This is a genomic window from Klebsiella sp. GL120222-02 (assembly GCF_003097195.1).
Classification (GTDB): Bacteria; Pseudomonadota; Gammaproteobacteria; order Enterobacterales; family Enterobacteriaceae; genus Klebsiella; species Klebsiella variicola.
Genome location: NZ_QEQO01000003.1, coordinates 151,902 through 169,404 on the forward strand (window position 1 = coordinate 151,902; position 17,503 = coordinate 169,404).

Below are 17,503 nucleotides of genomic sequence, written 5' to 3' on the forward strand. Positions count from 1 at the left end.
GATGCATATATTATACACCTTATTGTTCGTGCCCGACCAGCCTCACTGCTTGAGATGCTGGATCAACTGCAGGGCTGCCCCGGACAGAACCCCGAAATGGCTGTAGGCATAGAAATCGCGGATAAAAACGCTGCCCTCGAGTTCGAACGGACGCAGCAGGCCCAGCGCTTCCTCGTGCCGGTAAACCGGGGCCGGCATCGACGTTAACAGATCGCTCTCGCACAGAAAGGCCTTAATGGCCGAGGAGGACGCGCACTCAATCACCGGCTGCGGACAGGGTAGCTGATGGGCACGAAAGATATCCTCAAGGATGTTCATCGGGGTACTTAACGGCGGCGGCATGATCCACGGATAGTCCAGCATCGCCTCGAGGGATAAGTTCGCCGCCTGATGTAGCGGGTGGTACTGCCTGGCGACGATGCAGATCCGGTCCTGCCAGTTAATTTTACCGCGCACCACGATTTTCTCATCATGCGGTAAGGGGCCGCAGAGGGCGATATCGATGTCGTGCATCCGCAGGAGTTTAAAGAGCTCGGAGTCAATGCGGTCAACGATCCGCAGATGGATCTTGGGATGACGCTGATGGAAAGCCGCCAGCTTATCGATGAAATGGCTGGTCAGCAGGCTGGAAACACAGCCAATCCGCAGGATACCTTTCCCGGCGCCGCGGATGAGCGCAATCTCCTCGCGGGCCTTTTGTTCGGTATTCAGCATCGTCAGCGCATAGGGTAAAAAGGCGCTGCCATATTCGCTCAACGCCATACCGTGTTTGTGTCTTTCGAATAAGGTCGCGCTCAGGTCCGCTTCCAGGCTCAATAACAGCCGGCTCAGTCCCGACTGAGTGATCCCCATCTTCTCTGCGGCCAGGGTCATATTGCCTTCGTGAGCGACAGTAATAAAAGCCTGAATCTGCTTAAATTTCATTGGCATGATATTTACTCATTGAATAAACGGTTTTTGCATTTCCCTTGCGGCCTGTTTTAGCGAATAAATGTCGCTATCAATACGCTCAAAAATAGCTACCGCGCATCAGGAAAAACGGATTTATTAACCTCATCACGCACGGCAAAAACGAATTGCGGACCCGAAGATAATTTATAACGAGAATATATCACCATGACACAGAACAATATTCTATTAATTTCAGGCGCTATATTACCGGTCATCATTACCGTCATCATCGGCTATATTAGCGGTAAACGAAAAGACTTTAACTGGCAGCAGGCAGGAGACATCAATAAAATTGTGATGCTCTATGCATTACCACTAAGTATTTTCAGCAATATGGTGATGACGCCGCGACACATCGTCATGACCATGGGCCCGGTTGCGGTGGCCATTATCCTCGCGCTGATTCTGAGCTTCGTCATTCCCTTACTGGTCGCCCGCTATCTGTTCCGACGCGACCTCGCCCTCAGTACGCTGCAGGCGCTGGCCATCGGCTCGCCGGCGGTTCCTTTCATCGGCACCTCAGTGCTGGCCTTTTTATTTGGCACCGTCAGCGCGTCGCTGATCACGGTGTCCAGCATCACGCAAAATGTCTTCCAGCTGCCGCTGGTGATGATTCTGATGTCGGTCGCCACTGGCGATAAAAGCCAGCATATCTCCTTTGGCACACGGGTGATAAACGCCATTAAACAACCTGTGGTCTGGTCACCGGTGATCGCCCTGATCATCGTGCTGGCGGATATCCATATTCCGCAGACTATCTCGATGTCGCTGGGTCTGCTGGGTAAAGCCTCTGGCGGGCTGGCGCTGTTTGCCGCCGGGATCGTGCTCTATACACGCAGCATTGTTATCACCACCGCTACCATTATCACCGTTATCGCCCGCAATATTTTGGTGCCCGGCGCCTGCTATCTCCTGTTATTAAAAATGGGCTTCAGCATGGAGCAAATAAAGGAAGTCGTATTGACGATGGCTATCCCGGTAGGCTCCATCGCGATAATTATTGCCATGCAGTATAAAACCGGCGAGCAGGAAATGGCCTCGACGATGGCGCTGAGTATTATTGCCTCCATCATTACGATGGGCGGATTTATTTTCTTAACCTTTTAATTATCGCGATTACACCGCGTGAATACGGAGAGAATATGGCCTCTATCACATTATCGGCTGCTGAACTGTTACTGCATCGGCTACAGGCGCTGGACGTGGCATATATTTTTATTAACTCGGGCACCGATTATCCGCCAGTTATTGAAGCCTGGGCAAAGGCCCGGGCGACCGGGCAAAAGGTACCCGAGCTGGTGATCTGCCCGCATGAAAACGCCGCCATCGGCATGGCGCACGGCTACTACCTCGGCACTGGCAAGGTGCAGGCGGTAATGGTTCATACCAACGTCGGGTTAGCCAACGCCGCCTGCGGTGTCATCAATCTGGCGAACAGCAATATCCCGGTGCTGATTTTTGGTGGTCGCACGCCGATTAGCGAACATTCCCACTTCGGCTGCCGCAATACGCCGATTGGCTACGGCCAGGAGATGCGCGACCAGGCGGCGCTGATCCGTGAATCCGTGAAGTGGGATTTTGAACTGCGGCTGGCCGATCAGATCGGCGAGCATGTTGACCGGGCCTGGGCGATTGCCAGCTCCCTGCCGAAAGGGCCGGTCTACCTGAGCTTACCGCGCGAGCCATTGTGCGAGACCTTTGCTATTGATGAGGCCGCACTGCAGGCCGGTCCTTCGCAGCAGCCGGTCCGCTATGCGCCAGTCCGGGAAGATATCGCCCGGGCCGCCGAGGCAATCGCCTGCGCCAGGCATCCCGTCATCTTCGCCCAGCGCGGCGCCCGAACGGCGGGTGGCTTTGCGCGACTTAATAGCCTGGTGCGCGAATGGGCGATCCCATTGGTGGAATACTGGGGTACCGAGGTGACCCTGAGCGCCGATAACCCACTGCTCGCCGGGGCTGATCCCAGCGCCTGGCTCGCCGACGCCGATGTGATTCTGGTGGTCGACTCGCAGGCGCCATGGATGCTCGCCGAGGGCGACTGTCGCCAGGACTGCACCGTGATCCAGATGGGCCCCGATCCGCTCTTCTCCCGCTACCCGGTACGTGGCTATCGCGCGGACATCAACCTGGCGGGCGAGACCGATGAAGTCTTCAGCCTGCTGGAAGAGGCGCTGCGCCCGCTGCAGGCCGCCCGCCAGCAACATGTGGCGGAGCGGGCGGCATATACGCAGAACCGCATCCAGCAACAGAAAAACCAGCGCGACGCGCTTCTCCATGCCAGCCAGACCGGGGCCATTACCAAACCCTGGCTCAGCTACTGCCTCGGTCATCTGGCGAATCAACACCGTGGCCGGATCGTTTCTGAACTGACCACGCTGCCGCAGTTTGCCGGACTGATCCATGCCGAGAGCTATTACCAGGAAGCGCTGGCCGGCGGCCTGGGCGAAGCCCTGCCTATCGCGCTGGGGCTGCAGCTTGCGCGCCGGGAAGAGCTGATTATTGCCGCCGTCGGCGACGGGTCGTACCTGTTCGCCAACCCTGCGGTCTGCCACCATATTGCGGAGGTAATGAAGCTCCCTGTCCTCGTCGTGGTCGGAAATAACGGCGGATGGGGCGCCGTCGCGGGCGGCACCAAAGCGCTCTACCCGGACGGCTACGCAGCCCGCGCGGAGACCATTCCGGCCACCGCCTTTACCACCTCGCCGGATTTCGCCGCGATCGCCGCCTCCAGCCGCGCGGCGGCCCTGTCGGTTTCCCGGGCCGAGGATCTCCCCGGCGTGCTGGAAGAAGCGGTCACCCTCATACGCACCCGCCGACAAAGCGTGCTGGTTGACGTGCAGTTAGCCCGCTAACGGCTTCTCCTCCGGGCGCTTGTCGCCCGGAGGGGGTTGTCACCCCTTCTGCTCACCTTTATCCACATGGCCCAGCGGCTTCTCCGGGAAACAGACATCGCGCACCCGGCGTTTCAGCTCGGCCGCATCCGGAAAACCGCCATCCTGCTTGCGCTCCCAGATCTGCTGGCCATCGATATCGATCGTGAAGATCCCGCCGGTCCCCGGCACCAGCGTCACCGAGGCGATGTCGGTGCTGAAGGTATGTAACAGCTCCTGCGCCATCCAGCTGGCGCGCAGCATCCAGTTGCACTGGGAACAGTAGGTGATGGTGATGGCCGCTTTTGAGTTCATCGTCGTCTCGCTAAGTCTGAAAGGGCAAATTGTAAACAAAGTGCAGTTTAAATGAAGAACACATGATTATTTTGTTGCAAACGATAATACCTATCATTACCATTCGCAATCAACAAATGGAGTAAGACCCCATCCGCAACGGAAAAGACGGAGCAACCTGCAACTCTGGAAGTAACGCGTGAGCCGATACTAATAACGATCAAGGCGTGGCGACTATGTACAAATCGACTCCGTCAGCAGCATGGTGTAAAAAACGCCTGCTGGTGACCTCTTTGCTTGCAGCAATTTATCAGACTTCTGCCATCGCAGCAGACACTTCCGCCGTTAGCGGCGAGGCGGTGGATGACACCTCGGAACAAATGACCGTTACCGCTCCCGCACCGGTGCAGAAAGCCGGTAGTGAGCACAGCATCAGCGCCCGGGAGCTGGAGGATAAAGGCGCTAACGATTTTGGCTCTATCATGCGCTATGAGCCGCTCATCAGCGCCACCGGGGCCAGCGGCGGCTCCGGCAACGGCAAAAGCGGCTTCGACCGCGGAGGCTACACCGGCTACAACATCCGCGGCATGGAGAGCAACCGCGTCGGCATCGACGTGGACGGTATTGCCCAACCCAACGCTACCGGCCGCGGCTACGTCGGTCGCGCCGGGCTCAACACCTTCGGCATCGGCCGCGATTATATCGACCCGTATATGTATGGCAGTGTGGATATTCAGTCCGGCGCCACCTCGACGGAAACGGCCAACAGCGCTATCGGGGGAAATGTCTCCTTCCGCCCGAAATCGGCAGATGATTACCTGCGCCCGGGCAAGACCAGCGCCTTCGGCTACCGCAGCGGTTACGACTCTGCGGATCGCAGCTGGCACAACGGGGTGACCGTCGCCGGCGGCGATGAGTTCCTGCGCGGAATTTTGGTCTATAGCCGCCGTGACGGCCAGGAAACCGAAAACAACAGCGGCACCGTCGACGCCTACCCGGCGAACTGGCACTCCGATGCGTTTCTGGCCTCCGGGATCTGGCAGCCTAACGATGAGCACAAGCTGACCAGCACCTTCGACTATTACCATAAAACCAACCACACCCACTACGATACCTGGGACTCCAGCGGCAACAGCACCATCGGCACCGCCAACCAGACCAGCCAGACCCGGCGCTGGGGCCTGAGCCTGAAGGATGACTGGACGCCGATGAACGACTACCTCGACAGCGTCTCCACGAAAATCTACTACCAGCATACCGAAGCCCATGACTGGACTTATATGCCGGACAGCGTCACCCGCAGAATGCAGACGGTGAACTCTAACTACGATACCGATACCTGGGGCCTGCAGACCGCGCTGGCGAAAACCCTGGGCCGCCACGATCTGAGCGCCGGCATCAACGCCAGCACCAGCAAAACCCAGCGGCCGTTCAGCCAGTCGCCGATCCCCAGCGTTTACAGCGAGATCATGCAGCCGGAGGCAGACAGCCGCAGCTACACTCTCGGCGGCTTTGTCCAGGATAAGATCAACTTCGACCTTGATAGCCACAACTTCGCCATTATTCCCGGCGTGCGCGTGGTGCATCAATCGACTAAGCCGGAAAATCTGTCCGACCTTGCCGCCAACAGCAGCGTACTGACCGAATCGTCGGTGGCGAATCTGTACGGCAAAAACAGCGATACCCAGGTTCTGCCGTCGTTGACCTTCCAGTACGACCTCACCCCGCGCCTGATGACCTACCTGCAGTACCAGCGCGGCGCGCAGTTCCCCAACGCCAGCCAGCTGTATGGCTCCTGGAACCTTGGCTCCAGCTACGCCGGCAGCCAGCAATATGCCCTGCTCGGCAATACCGATCTGAAGACGGAAACCAGCGATAATCTCGAGTGGGGGCTGAAGGGGGAAGTCACCGAAGGCATCACCGTGCGCACGGCGCTGTTCTACAACAGCTATAAGAACTTTATCGCCTATACGCGCTATACCCGCGCCAATAATCCGGGCCAGTTCACGAATGTGCCGTCGAACATCTACACCATTTATCAGGCGGAAAACCGCGATAAAGCCTATATCTACGGCGGTGAGATCAGCACCAAATTTAACTTTGGCACCTGGTTTGAGCAGGTGAACGGCCTGAGCACCACCCTCGCCCTCGGCTATAGCGAAGGGAAATCGAAATCCAGCTACAGCGGCGATAAATACGTCGACCTCGACAGCGTGGCGCCGATGAAAGCCATCGTCGGCGTGGCGTGGGACGATCCGGCGAAACGCTACGGCACCGCCCTGACGGCGACCTTTGTCAAAGGGAAACAGGCGACCACCACCAACCGAGAAAGCTACAGCAACAGCGGGTCCGCCATTACCGATGCCAGCAGCGACTATATGCGCGTGCCGGGCTACGGCATGCTGGACTGGACCGCGTACTGGCAGGTGGCGAAAAACGTGCGCCTCAATGGCGGGGTCTACAACCTCACCGATCGTAAATACTGGGATTACCTGAGCAGCCGCAATATCGAGACCGGCACCAACCAGGACGCCAACGATAAAGCGCTGGCGGTGATGCCGGGCCGCACCTGGCAACTGGGCGTCAACGTCGACTTCTGATTGCCCGAATAATAACGCACCTGCCCCCGGCCCGCCGGCCGGGGATATTCATCGTCGAGAAGGATATGATTATGCCAAATGCACACCCTGACCTGTGGCAGCGCTACCAGGCCACCAAAGCGGCCAGTACCGCGAAATATGCCCGCGATATCGCCGCGGAAATGGGGATCAGCGAAGCCGAGCTGACCGCCGCCCGCCTCGGCCATGATGCCGTGCGCCTGAGCGATGACGCCCGGACGCTGATTGCCGCCCTGGAGCGCGTCGGCGAAACCAAATGCATCTGCCGCAACGAGTATGCCGTGCATGAGCAGGTGGGCCAGTTCACGCACCAGCACCTCAGCGGCCACGCCGGGCTGGTGCTGAACCCGCGCGCGCTCGACCTGCGTCTGTTCCTCAGCCAGTGGGCCAGCGCCTTCCATCTGAACGATAATGGCCGTCAGAGCATCCAGTTTTTCGACCACCACGGCGACGCCCTGCTGAAAGTCTATGCGACCACGCAGACCGACATGGCGGCCTGGGACACCCTGATCGCGGAACATCGGGTGGCGGCGCCGGCACCGCTGGCCCTGCGCCCGCTGGAGCCGGTGAAATATGCCGATACCGCCGACAGCGCCGCCCTGGAGAACGACTGGCGCGCGATGACCGACGTTCACCAGTTCTTCGGTCTGCTGCGTAAATATCAGCTTTCCCGCCAGCAGGCTTTCCGTCTGGTGAGCGACGACCTCGCCTGCCGCGTGGATCGCCATGCGCTGCCGCCGCTGCTGGAGACGGTGCGCCAGGAAGGTAATGAAATTATGATTTTCGTCGGCAATCGCGGCTGCGTGCAGATCTTCACCGGCGCCCTGGAAAAGCTGGCCCCCATGCGCGGCTGGCTGAATATCTTCAATACCACTTTTACCCTGCATCTGCGCGAAGAGAGCCTCGATGAAGTGTGGGTGACCCGTAAACCGACCTCAGATGGACACGTCACCAGCGTCGAACTGTTCGCCAAAGACGGCACCCAGATTGCCCAGCTCTATGGCCAGCGCAGCGAAGGCCACCCAGAGCAGGCACAATGGCGCCAGCAGGTAGATCGTCTGACCCGTGAAGGACTGCCCGCATGATGCGCTGGTTACTGCTCTTCATCGCTTTCCCGCTGCTGAGCCACGCCGCCGTTGAGCGACTCGTCACCCTCGGCGGAGATGTCACTGAGATCGTCTATGCCCTTGACGCGGAACAGAGCCTGGTGGCGCGGGACAGCACCAGCAGCTGGCCCCCGGCGGCGCAAAAGCTGCCGGACGTCGGCTACCTGCGACAGCTGAACGCCGAGGGGATCCTCGCGTTACGCCCGCAGCTGGTATTAGCGAGCGCCCAGGCGCAGCCCTCGCTGGTCTTACACAAAGTACAGGCGAGCGGGGTGAAGGTGGTTAACGTGCCGGGCGGCGAAAGTCTGTCCGCGATCGATAACAAAGTGGCTGTCATTGCCGAAGCGTTAGGCAAAACGGCGGCAGGCGACGCGCTGCGCCAGCAGCTTCAGCAACAGATCGCCGCCATTCCCACGCAGCCGGTTGCTAAGCGGGTGCTGTTTATTCTCAGCCACGGCGGAATGAATACCCTGGTGGCCGGACAGCACACCGCGGCCGATGGCGCCATTCGCGCCGCCGGGCTGCAGAACGCGATGCAGGGCTTCGACCACTATCGCGCCATGTCGCAGGAAGGGGTCGCCGCCAGCCAGGCGGATCTGGTGGTGATCTCCGCCGATGGTCTCAAAGGGATGGGCGGCGAAGCCGGGCTGTGGAAACTGCCCGGTCTGGCACAGACCCCGGCGGGGCGTCATAAACAGCTGCTGACGATCGACGATATGGCCCTGCTCGGCTTCGGGCCGCGCACCCCGCAGGCGATAATCGCGCTGCGAAACAAAGCGGAGCAGTTGCCCTGATGCGCCCTGCCCTCGCCCGCCGTTTGCTGTTGATGACGCTGCTGCTGGTCTCCCTGACGCTGTTTGCCACCACCCTCGGCGCTATGCGCTTGCCGCTGGTCAACCTGCTGCCTTCCGGGGATGAGATGCTGCGCCACATCTGGCTGAGTATCCGTCTGCCGCGGGTGCTGCTGGCCCTGCTGGTGGGCGCGGCGCTGGCCCTCTCCGGTTGCGTGATGCAGGGGCTGTTTCGCAACCCACTTGCCGACCCGGGCCTGCTGGGCATCAGCAGCGGCGCCGCGCTGGCGGTGGCCAGCTGGCTGGTGCTTCCGTTCTCCGCTACGGGGCTGATCGCCCTGTACATGCCGATGCTGGCGGCGTTTATTGGCAGCCTGGCGGTGATGGTGGTGATTTTCATCCTCAGCCGGGCGGAAGAGGGTTCGCTGTCGCGCCTGCTGCTGGTGGGGATCGCCATCAACGCGCTGTGCGGCGCGCTGGTCGGCGTCCTGTCCTGGCTGAGCAATGACGCCCAGCTGCGCCAGCTGTCGCTGTGGGGCATGGGCAGTCTGGGCCAGGCCGAATGGCCGACGCTGCTGGTGGCCGCGACCTTGATTATCCCGGCGGCGCTGGCGGTGTGGTGGATGGCGTCCCGCCTCAATCTGCTGCAGCTTGGCGATGAAGAGGCACACTATCTCGGGGTCAACGTGCAGGCGCTACAGCGCTGGCTGCTGCTGTGCAGCGCGGTGCTGGTGGCCGCCGCGGTGGCCATCAGCGGAGTCATCGGCTTTATCGGCCTGGTGGTGCCGCACCTGATGCGCCTGTGGCTGGGGCCGGACCATCGCGGACTGATCCCCGGCTCGCTGTTGGCCGGCGCGATCCTGCTTCTGCTGGCCGACACCCTGGCTCGCACCGTGGCGGCGCCGGCGGAGATACCGGTCGGTCTGCTCACCAGCCTGCTGGGCGCCCCCTGGTTTCTGTGGCTGGTCTTTCGTCGGGAGAACTCCAGACATGGTTAATGAATACTGCGCCCAGGGGCTGTCACTTCACCTTGGTAAACGACAGATTATCGACAACGTCTCCGTCGCGCTGCGCGGCGGCGAGATGACAGCGCTTATCGGACCGAACGGCGCCGGGAAATCCACCCTGCTGCGGCTGTTGACCGGCTTTCTGACTCCGGACAGCGGCACCCGCCGTCTTGCAGGCAAGCCGCTGGAGGCCTGGTCCCCCGAGGCGCTGTCGCGCCGTCGGGCGGTCATGCTGCAGCGAACGGCCCTGCAGGCCGACTGGACGGTGGAAACGGTCATTGCCATGGGACGCGCACCGTGGGGCGCGACGGCAGATCCGGCGGTGCTGGCGGCGGTGATGGCCGTCACCGGCTGCGATGGCCTTGCCGGTCGCCGCTATCCCGGCCTCTCCGGCGGCGAGCAGCAGCGGGTGCAGCTGGCCCGCTGTCTGGCGCAGCTGTGGCGCGACGGCGCGCCGCAGGGCTGGCTGTTTCTCGATGAGCCCACCTCGGCGCTGGATCTTTACTATCAGCAGCACCTGCTGCGTTTGCTCAAACGGCTCACCGCCGGCGGGCAACTGCATGTCTGCGTGGTGCTGCATGACCTTAACCTCGCCGCCCTGTGGGCCGACCGCATTCTGCTGCTCCACCAGGGCCATCTGGTCGCCCAGGGCACGCCGCAGGAGGTGATCCAGCAGCCGGTTATCCATCGCTGGTACGGGGCGGATGTCCGCCTCGTCCAGCACCCGGACAACGCGGCCCCCCAGGTTTATCTGGCGCCATAATCCCCGCGCGGCGCAACTGGAATCCGGATCGCGCCGCGCTTACGCTTTCTGGCAATAATTGCCTGCATTATATTATTGAGGGTCATTTATATTTAAAATCTATACCAATGGCGTAATAACCCAATGAAATATTTACGACAGCTATTTTTAAATATAAACCATCATTACAGAGAAGATATTTCCCGTATTAATCCAAAAACGACACATTGATTATTTACTGCGCTTAATCAACTCGATACACTGTTTTCTTACTAATGATAATAGAGGGAAGAAGAAGCATGGCTATTCCAGGTAATATGTGGATATACGACGACGGTGGGGCACTAATCAAAGGTGGTTGTGATGTGTTATCGCCCGTTATGTTCCGTGGTTAGGTTGGATAGGACTTGTAAACTCAATTTATCAAGCCTCAAGGAAAACTCACGAAAATACAAACCAATAGCTCGCCACAAAGACCGTATACAATGGACATCCTTTTAATGAAAAGCATTCAAGATCAGGTTTTAGACTTGTTTAAAGATGAGATCTCAACCCGTTTAGATAAAAATTGGAAAGAAATCCCATTGGAACTTGATTATGACTTATTTGATGCTCCCGGCGACGATCTGCATGACGCTTTAAATAAATTTGAACAAAAATTTAATGTTGATCTTTCCAGTGTTAAATGGTCGTGTTATTTCCCTTGGGAGAATACTCCAATGCTAACTCGGTGGTTTAAAGTAAAACGAGAAGATGTAGAAAAAACGCGTAAACCTTTAACCATCAAAATGTTTGCCGAATCAGCAAAAGCAGGTAAATGGCTTTACGACTAGCAACCACAAGCCGTTGTCGTAACGAGGTCTGCGGCCAGAAGGCAGAACAACATCGACGGCGAACGTAATGCATGAAGACGATCGCGTGCCGGTGATTCAACCACTGTGACGGTACCCCGCCCCCTCTGCAACTGGAATCCGGATCGCGCCGCGCGCTTTCGTCGGTTTCCCTCACCTGCCCATCTCCGTTATTATGTCTCATCCATGTGATAACGACGACAACTACAAAATCGCAGCCATTTCAAATCAGGGATCTGGATAACACCCCATGAGCACAATTGACAATCTCGACGCCCACACGCCGATGATGCAGCAGTATCTCAAGCTGAAGGCGCAACATCCTGACATTCTACTGTTTTACCGGATGGGGGATTTTTACGAGCTATTTTATGACGATGCGAAACGCGCGTCGCAGCTGCTCGATATCTCGCTGACCAAGCGCGGCGCCTCCGCGGGCGAACCCATCCCGATGGCCGGCATCCCCCACCACGCGGTCGAGAACTACCTCGCCAAACTGGTCAACCAGGGCGAGTCGGTGGCCATTTGCGAGCAGATTGGCGACCCGGCCACCACCAAGGGACCGGTCGAGCGTAAAGTGGTGCGTATCGTTACGCCGGGCACCATCAGCGATGAAGCGCTGCTGCAGGAGCGCCAGGACAACCTGCTGGCCGCCATCTGGCAGGACAGCAAGGGCTTTGGTTACGCGACGCTGGATATCAGCTCCGGGCGCTTTCGCCTGAGTGAACCGGCCGACCGCGAAACCATGGCGGCAGAGCTGCAGCGTACTAATCCGGCGGAACTGCTGTATGCGGAAGATTTTGCCGAATCGTCGCTGATCGAGGGCCGCCGCGGTCTGCGCCGTCGCCCGCTGTGGGAATTTGAAATCGACACCGCGCGCCAGCAGCTTAACCTGCAGTTCGGCACCCGCGATCTGGTCGGCTTCGGCGTGGAAAACGCCCCACGCGGCCTGTGCGCCGCCGGCTGCCTGCTGCAGTATGTCAAAGACACTCAGCGCACCTCGCTGCCGCACATCCGTTCCATCACCATGGAACGCCAGCAGGACAGCATCATTATGGATGCCGCCACCCGCCGTAACCTCGAGATCACCCAGAATCTGGCCGGCGGCACCGACAACACCCTGGCCTCGGTACTCGACTGTACGGTGACGCCGATGGGCAGCCGGATGCTCAAGCGCTGGCTGCATATGCCGGTCCGCGATACCGCCGTGCTGGTGGAGCGCCAGCAGACCATCGGCGCGCTGCAGGAGCGCTATACCGAGCTGCAGCCGGTGCTGCGCCAGGTCGGCGATCTGGAACGTATTCTGGCGCGTCTGGCGCTGCGTACCGCCCGTCCACGCGATTTAGCCCGCATGCGTCATGCCCTGCAGCAGTTGCCGCTGCTGCGTGAGCTGCTGGCCGACGTTGACCGTCAGCCGGTGCAAAAATTGCGCGAGAAAATGGGCGAGTTCACCGAACTGCGCGAACTGCTGGAGCGCGCGGTGATTGACGCGCCGCCGGTGCTGGTCCGCGACGGCGGAGTCATCGCTCCGGGCTATAGCGAAGAGCTGGACGAGTGGCGGGCGCTGGCCGATGGCGCCACCGATTATCTCGATAAGCTGGAGATCCGCGAGCGCGAGCGGCTGGGCCTCGATACCCTGAAAGTCGGCTACAACGCCGTCCACGGCTACTACATCCAGATTAGCCGCGGCCAGAGCCACCTCGCGCCGATCCACTACGTGCGCCGCCAGACGCTGAAGAACGCCGAACGCTACATTATTCCTGAGCTGAAGGAATACGAAGATAAGGTGCTGACCTCCAAGGGCAAAGCGCTGGCACTGGAAAAACAGCTTTATGACGAACTGTTCGACCTGCTGCTGCCGCATCTCGCCGACCTGCAAACCAGCGCCAGCGCGCTGGCCGAGCTGGACGTGCTGGTCAACCTGGCGGAACGGGCGGAAACCCTGAACTACTGCTGTCCGACCTTTAGCGATAAGCCGGGCATTCGCATCAGCGAAGGCCGCCATCCGGTGGTCGAGCAGGTGCTGAAAGAGCCGTTTATCGCCAACCCGCTGCAGCTAGCGCCGCAGCGGCGGATGCTGATCATCACCGGGCCGAACATGGGCGGTAAAAGTACCTATATGCGCCAGACCGCGCTGATTGCGCTGCTGGCCTATATCGGCAGCTACGTCCCGGCGCAGAAGGTGGAGATCGGGCCCATCGATCGCATCTTTACCCGCGTCGGCGCGGCGGATGACCTGGCCAGCGGCCGCTCGACCTTTATGGTGGAGATGACTGAAACCGCCAATATTCTGCACAACGCCACCGAGCATAGCCTGGTGCTGATGGATGAGATTGGCCGCGGCACGTCCACCTACGACGGGCTATCGCTGGCGTGGGCCTGTGCGGAAAATCTGGCCAACAAAATCAAGGCGCTGACGCTGTTCGCCACCCACTACTTCGAGCTCACTCAGCTGCCGGAGAAAATGGAAGGCGTCGCCAACGTCCACCTCGACGCGCTGGAGCACGGCGATACCATCGCCTTTATGCACAGCGTGCAGGATGGCGCGGCCAGCAAGAGCTATGGCCTGGCGGTCGCCGCGCTGGCCGGGGTGCCGAAAGAGGTGATCAAGCGCGCGCGGCAGAAACTGCGCGAGCTGGAGAGCATCTCGCCCAACGCGGCGGCGACCCAGGTCGACGGCACGCAGATGTCGCTGCTCGCCGCCCCGGAAGAGACCTCGCCTGCGGTTGAAGCACTGGAGAATCTTGATCCCGACTCCCTGACCCCGCGTCAGGCGCTGGAGTGGATCTACCGTCTGAAAAGCCTGGTTTAGCCACCCATTAAGGTGAAAAACGGCAGCGCCGCTCAGCGCTGCCGTTTTAACAAACTAAAAATGGGTGCTAGAGGATGCGTCCTGACAACCCATACGCGGGGTTGCCCCCGCGCGGATGCTACTTCTTCGATTCGTAAGCGAGAACAGCTTTAAACTCAATATTACGCTCTTTAATACTCAGCTCGCATAGTGAGCTGTGCACCAACAGCGTAAATCCCAGTACCGTAATACAGAGTACGATGATTGCCACAAGGGCATATTTTGTCAGCATATCTTGCCTCCCTGCAAAGAAGAGACTAACATCTGAATTGTCGATGTTCATTCGCTAGCCTCAGTTGATAGAAATATCTCCTGGGGCTTTCGTCTGTCTGGGGTCCTGGTAATGCTCAAGGCCAGACAGCCTCAAGCACCCGCCGCTATTCTATACTCGTCAGGGCGTGAAATTTATCTGCAAGGAATTAATCAGACGGATTTTATAATAATCTGGAAGCAGGCTCGCAAAGTCATCCCAGTATATTAACCCTTCGCGTAATTTTTTAATTTAATGAAAAAATAGCTTCCATAATTGTACTAAATATAAAAAAGGCCCGACTTAGCGGGCCCCTTTCATTAACGCTTATCTTCCGGCAATAGCGGCGGTACGTGTGGCACCTGCGGTGCCTCATCAATATCTTTCTGCGTCATGCGGAACGCTTCCGGATAGTGTTCGCGACTGGTGCGGCGCAGCGGCTCGGTATCTCGCCAGGTGTAAAGACAGTGCTGGCACTGATACACGGTCCAGACCCCTTTCACCGGCGAGGTCGCCATGACTTCAATCTTTTCATCGGCGCAACGTGGACAAATCATCTTTTTCTCCTTATTTACGGTTGGCCAGCATAGCGGTCAGTTTTTCAGCCCAGGCTTTAGTTTCCGGCAGATCCTGCACCGGCTGGCTGTAGTGGCCGCGAAGGTCCGGCGCAACCGGGGTGGTGGCGTCGATAATCAGTTTGTCGGTGATGCCTGCCGGGCTGGAGCCAGGGTCAAGTTCAAGGACCGACATGTTCGGCAACTGCACCAGGTCACCCGCCGGGTTAACTTTCGAGGAGAGCGCCCACATCACCTGCGGCAGGTTGAACGGGTCGACGTCTTCATCAACCATGATCACCATCTTCACATAGCCGAGGCCGTGCGGAGTGGTCATCGCCCGCAGGCCCACCGCGCGGGCAAAACCGCCGTAGCGTTTTTTGGTGGAGATGATCGCCAGCAGACCATGGGTGTACATGGCGTTGACCGCCTGCACTTCCGGGAACTCTGCCTTCAACTGCTGATACAGCGGCACGCAGGTCGCCGGGCCCATCAGATAGTCAATCTCGGTCCACGGCATACCGAGATAGAGCGATTCAAAAATCGGTTTGCTGCGATACGAGACTTTGTCGATACGCACTACCGTCATGTTACGACCGCCGGAGTAGTGACCGGTAAACTCACCGAACGGCCCCTCGATCTCACGCTTACGCCCTTCAATGACCCCTTCGAGGATCACTTCCGAACCCCAGGGCACGTCAAAGCCGGTCAGCGGCGCGGTGGCGATGGGATACGGGCTCTCGCGCAGCGCGCCAGCCATTTCATATTCTGATTGATCGTATTTCAGCGGCGTGGCGCCCATCAGGGTAATAATCGGGTCGTTACCGAGGGTAATAGCGATCGGCAGATCTTCCCCACGCTCTTCCGCTTTGTGCAGATGCAGCGCGATATCGTGCATCGGCACCGGCTGCAGGCCGAGCTTGCGCTTGCCTTTCACTTCCATGCGGTAGATACCGACGTTTTGCTTACCGAAGTTGTCAGGATCAAGCGGATCGCGCGAAACGACACAGGCTTTATCGAGGTAGAAACCGCCGTCACCATCGTTGAGGCGGAACAGTGGCAGAATATCGAACAGGTTGATATCGTCGCCATCCACGGTGTTTTCCGCCCACGCCGGGTTGGCGCGGCGCTCTGGCGTCACCGGGAAGTTATCCCAGCGGCGAATGAATTCATCAATCTGCTTTTTCACCGGCGTGTTGGGCGGCAGGCCCAGCGAGATGGCATGGTTCTGCCACGAGCCGATGGTGTTCATCGTCACGCGGGCGTCGGTAAAGCCGCGAATATTATCGAACCACAGCGCCGGGGCGCCGTCGCCGATGCGTCCGGTCGCATTGGCGGCCGCCGCCAGATCGGGCTCAGCGTTCACCTCTTCACTGATTTTCAGCAGTTGTCCCTGGTCATTCAGCGCCTGCAAAAAGCTGCGCAAATCATCAAAAGCCATTATTCGATCTCCTGTGCAAATTGTTCTGCCGTGCGCAAGCCGTTCCAGCGGCGCGCTTTGTGATAGTCGAGGCCAAACTGATCCAGCACCCGGGTGACGATATGATTGGTGATATCGTCAACCGTCTCCGGGTGGTTGTAGTAAGCCGGCATCGGCGGCACCATCGCCACGCCCATGCGCGACAGCGCCAGCATGTTCTCCAGATGGATCGTGCTGAGCGGCATTTCCCGCGGGACCAGCACCAGCTTGCGCCCCTCTTTGAGCACCACGTCCGCCGCGCGGCCCACCAGCCCTTCGGCATAACCCGCGCGAATGCCTGCCAGCGTTTTCATACTGCAGGGAATAACGATCATGCCGTCGGTACGAAATGAACCGGAAGAGATGGTGGCGGCCTGGTCTGCCGGGCTGTGGGAAAAGTCCGCCAGCGCGGCCACTTCGCGCGCTGTCCAGGGCGTTTCCAGCTCGATGGTGGTTTTGGCCCATTTCGACATCACCAGGTGGGTTTCCACCTCCGGCATATCACGTAGCGCCTGCAGCAATGCCACCCCAAGCGGAGCCCCGGTGGCCCCCGTCATCCCAATAATCAGTTTCATTCCAGACCTCATTCATTTTGTTCGTACACGAACTTTATATTTAAATTACCCTCTCCGGACAGGGATGACAAGATCGTTCGTATACGTGCGCATTTTTAATCAAAAACGCAGAAAGGGTATAAAATGGCGTACGAACGGCTATCATAGAGGTGACAGTTTTGTTACGGAGTATTCATGGAGTTACGAAACGAAGCATTTCACCTGCTGCGCCAGCTTTTTCAACAACATACCGCCCGCTGGCAGCAGGCGTTACCGGACCTGACTAAACCTCAGTATGCGGTGATGCGCTCGGTAGCGGAGCAGCCGGGTATTGAGCAGGTCGTGCTGATTGAAGCGGCGGTCAGTACCAAGGCCACGCTGGCGGAGATGCTCAGCCGGATGGAGGCGCGCGGCCTGGTGCGCCGGGAACACGATCCCGCCGATAAACGCCGCCGTTTTGTCTATCTGACCGAACAAGGCGAGGCGTTGCTTAACCGTTCGATTCCGCAGGGCAATGAGATCGATGACGAGTTTCTCGGCCGCCTGAGCGATGGCGAACGTGAACAGTTCACCCGGCTGGTGCGCAAAATGATGGCGCCCTGAAC

The 17,503-nt window shown here is 58.9% G+C and carries 16 protein-coding genes and 2 pseudogenes; 12 read left to right on the top strand and 6 right to left on the bottom strand.

Annotation, left to right across the window (positions count from 1 at the left end):
- Window positions 1–42: 42 nt before the first annotated feature.
- Entirely contained in the window at window positions 43–930 is an 888-nt protein-coding gene (locus N438_RS10665) for a LysR family transcriptional regulator (RefSeq protein WP_012967349.1), read from the bottom strand.
- A 186-nt stretch (window positions 931–1,116) separates the two neighbouring features.
- Here N438_RS10665 and N438_RS10670 point away from each other — a divergent pair, with 186 nt between their 5' ends.
- Together N438_RS10670 and N438_RS10675 are read left to right on the top strand one after the other, a co-directional pair.
- A complete protein-coding gene (locus tag N438_RS10670) occupies window positions 1,117–2,058 on the top strand; it encodes an AEC family transporter (RefSeq protein WP_008806201.1) in 942 nt (313 codons plus the stop codon).
- A 35-nt stretch (window positions 2,059–2,093) separates the two neighbouring features.
- On the top strand, window positions 2,094–3,803 hold the full coding sequence (locus N438_RS10675) for a thiamine pyrophosphate-requiring protein (protein WP_048268097.1): 1,710 nt from the start codon (window positions 2,094–2,096) through the stop codon (window positions 3,801–3,803).
- Window positions 3,804–3,842: 39 nt separating this feature from the next.
- Here N438_RS10675 and N438_RS10680 read toward each other — a convergent pair whose 3' ends face one another.
- The gene (locus N438_RS10680) at window positions 3,843–4,136 is read right to left on the bottom strand and encodes a SelT/SelW/SelH family protein (RefSeq protein WP_008806203.1); all 294 of its coding nucleotides are present in this window, start codon (window positions 4,134–4,136) and stop codon (window positions 3,843–3,845) included.
- A 215-nt stretch (window positions 4,137–4,351) separates the two neighbouring features.
- Here N438_RS10680 and N438_RS10685 point away from each other — a divergent pair, with 215 nt between their 5' ends.
- The 9 genes and pseudogenes from N438_RS10685 to mutS all read left to right on the top strand — a co-directional run bounded on the left by N438_RS10685 (window position 4,352) and on the right by mutS (window position 14,042).
- Window positions 4,352–6,715 (top strand): TonB-dependent receptor, encoded by a 2,364-nt coding sequence (locus N438_RS10685; RefSeq protein ID WP_116696284.1) that lies wholly within the window; start codon window positions 4,352–4,354, stop codon window positions 6,713–6,715.
- 71 nt (window positions 6,716–6,786) lie between these two features.
- A complete protein-coding gene (locus N438_RS10690; protein WP_116696285.1) occupies window positions 6,787–7,818 on the top strand; it encodes a ChuX/HutX family heme-like substrate-binding protein in 1,032 nt (343 codons plus the stop codon).
- Window positions 7,815–8,633: a hemin ABC transporter substrate-binding protein gene (locus N438_RS10695; RefSeq protein WP_012540746.1), complete on the top strand. Its 819-nt coding sequence runs from the start codon at window positions 7,815–7,817 to the stop codon at window positions 8,631–8,633. The genes N438_RS10690 and N438_RS10695 overlap by 4 nt, the downstream gene beginning before the upstream one ends.
- Entirely contained in the window at window positions 8,633–9,628 is a 996-nt protein-coding gene (locus N438_RS10700; protein ID WP_032740911.1) for an iron ABC transporter permease, read from the top strand. The genes N438_RS10695 and N438_RS10700 overlap by 1 nt, the downstream gene beginning before the upstream one ends.
- Window positions 9,621–10,400 carry a heme ABC transporter ATP-binding protein gene (locus N438_RS10705; protein WP_116696286.1) on the top strand — a complete coding sequence of 260 codons (780 nt, stop codon included), beginning with the start codon at window positions 9,621–9,623 and terminating at the stop codon, window positions 10,398–10,400. The genes N438_RS10700 and N438_RS10705 overlap by 8 nt, the downstream gene beginning before the upstream one ends.
- Before the next feature lie 278 nt (window positions 10,401–10,678).
- Window positions 10,679–10,747 (top strand): annotated as a pseudogene (locus tag N438_RS10710) (type VI secretion system tube protein Hcp); the annotation flags it as partial.
- Window positions 10,747–10,880: pseudogene (locus N438_RS28755) on the top strand (STM2901 family protein); the annotation flags it as partial. The pseudogenes N438_RS10710 and N438_RS28755, both read left to right, overlap by 1 nt.
- Window positions 10,865–11,212 (top strand): DUF1493 family protein, encoded by a 348-nt coding sequence (locus N438_RS10715; RefSeq protein ID WP_008806210.1) that lies wholly within the window; start codon window positions 10,865–10,867, stop codon window positions 11,210–11,212. The pseudogene N438_RS28755 and the gene N438_RS10715, both read left to right, overlap by 16 nt.
- 268 nt (window positions 11,213–11,480) lie before the next feature.
- Window positions 11,481–14,042: a DNA mismatch repair protein MutS gene (gene mutS, locus N438_RS10720; protein ID WP_012967342.1), complete on the top strand. Its 2,562-nt coding sequence runs from the start codon at window positions 11,481–11,483 to the stop codon at window positions 14,040–14,042.
- A 118-nt stretch (window positions 14,043–14,160) separates the two neighbouring features.
- Here the strand turns inward: mutS and N438_RS10725 are convergent, their stop codons facing one another.
- The 4 genes from N438_RS10725 to N438_RS10745 form a co-directional block, all read right to left on the bottom strand.
- Window positions 14,161–14,313 carry a Hok/Gef family protein gene (locus N438_RS10725; protein ID WP_002915097.1) on the bottom strand — a complete coding sequence of 51 codons (153 nt, stop codon included), beginning with the start codon at window positions 14,311–14,313 and terminating at the stop codon, window positions 14,161–14,163.
- 338 nt (window positions 14,314–14,651) lie between these two features.
- Window positions 14,652–14,888, bottom strand: coding sequence for a non-oxidative hydroxyarylic acid decarboxylases subunit D (locus tag N438_RS10735; protein ID WP_002915098.1), 237 nt, complete (start codon window positions 14,886–14,888; stop codon window positions 14,652–14,654).
- A gap of 10 nt (window positions 14,889–14,898) precedes the next feature.
- The gene (locus N438_RS10740) at window positions 14,899–16,326 is read right to left on the bottom strand and encodes a non-oxidative hydroxyarylic acid decarboxylases subunit C (RefSeq protein WP_023340664.1); all 1,428 of its coding nucleotides are present in this window, start codon (window positions 16,324–16,326) and stop codon (window positions 14,899–14,901) included.
- Complete coding sequence (locus N438_RS10745) at window positions 16,326–16,919, bottom strand: non-oxidative hydroxyarylic acid decarboxylases subunit B (RefSeq protein WP_002915099.1); 594 nt, start codon at window positions 16,917–16,919, stop codon at window positions 16,326–16,328. Before N438_RS10745 ends, N438_RS10740 begins: the two co-directional genes overlap by 1 nt.
- A gap of 174 nt (window positions 16,920–17,093) precedes the next feature.
- Between N438_RS10745 and N438_RS10750 the strand changes: the two genes are divergently transcribed.
- Window positions 17,094–17,501, top strand: a complete 408-nt coding sequence (locus tag N438_RS10750; RefSeq protein ID WP_008806213.1) for a MarR family transcriptional regulator — start codon at window positions 17,094–17,096, stop codon at window positions 17,499–17,501.
- The last annotated feature ends 2 nt before the right edge of the window (window positions 17,502–17,503 follow it).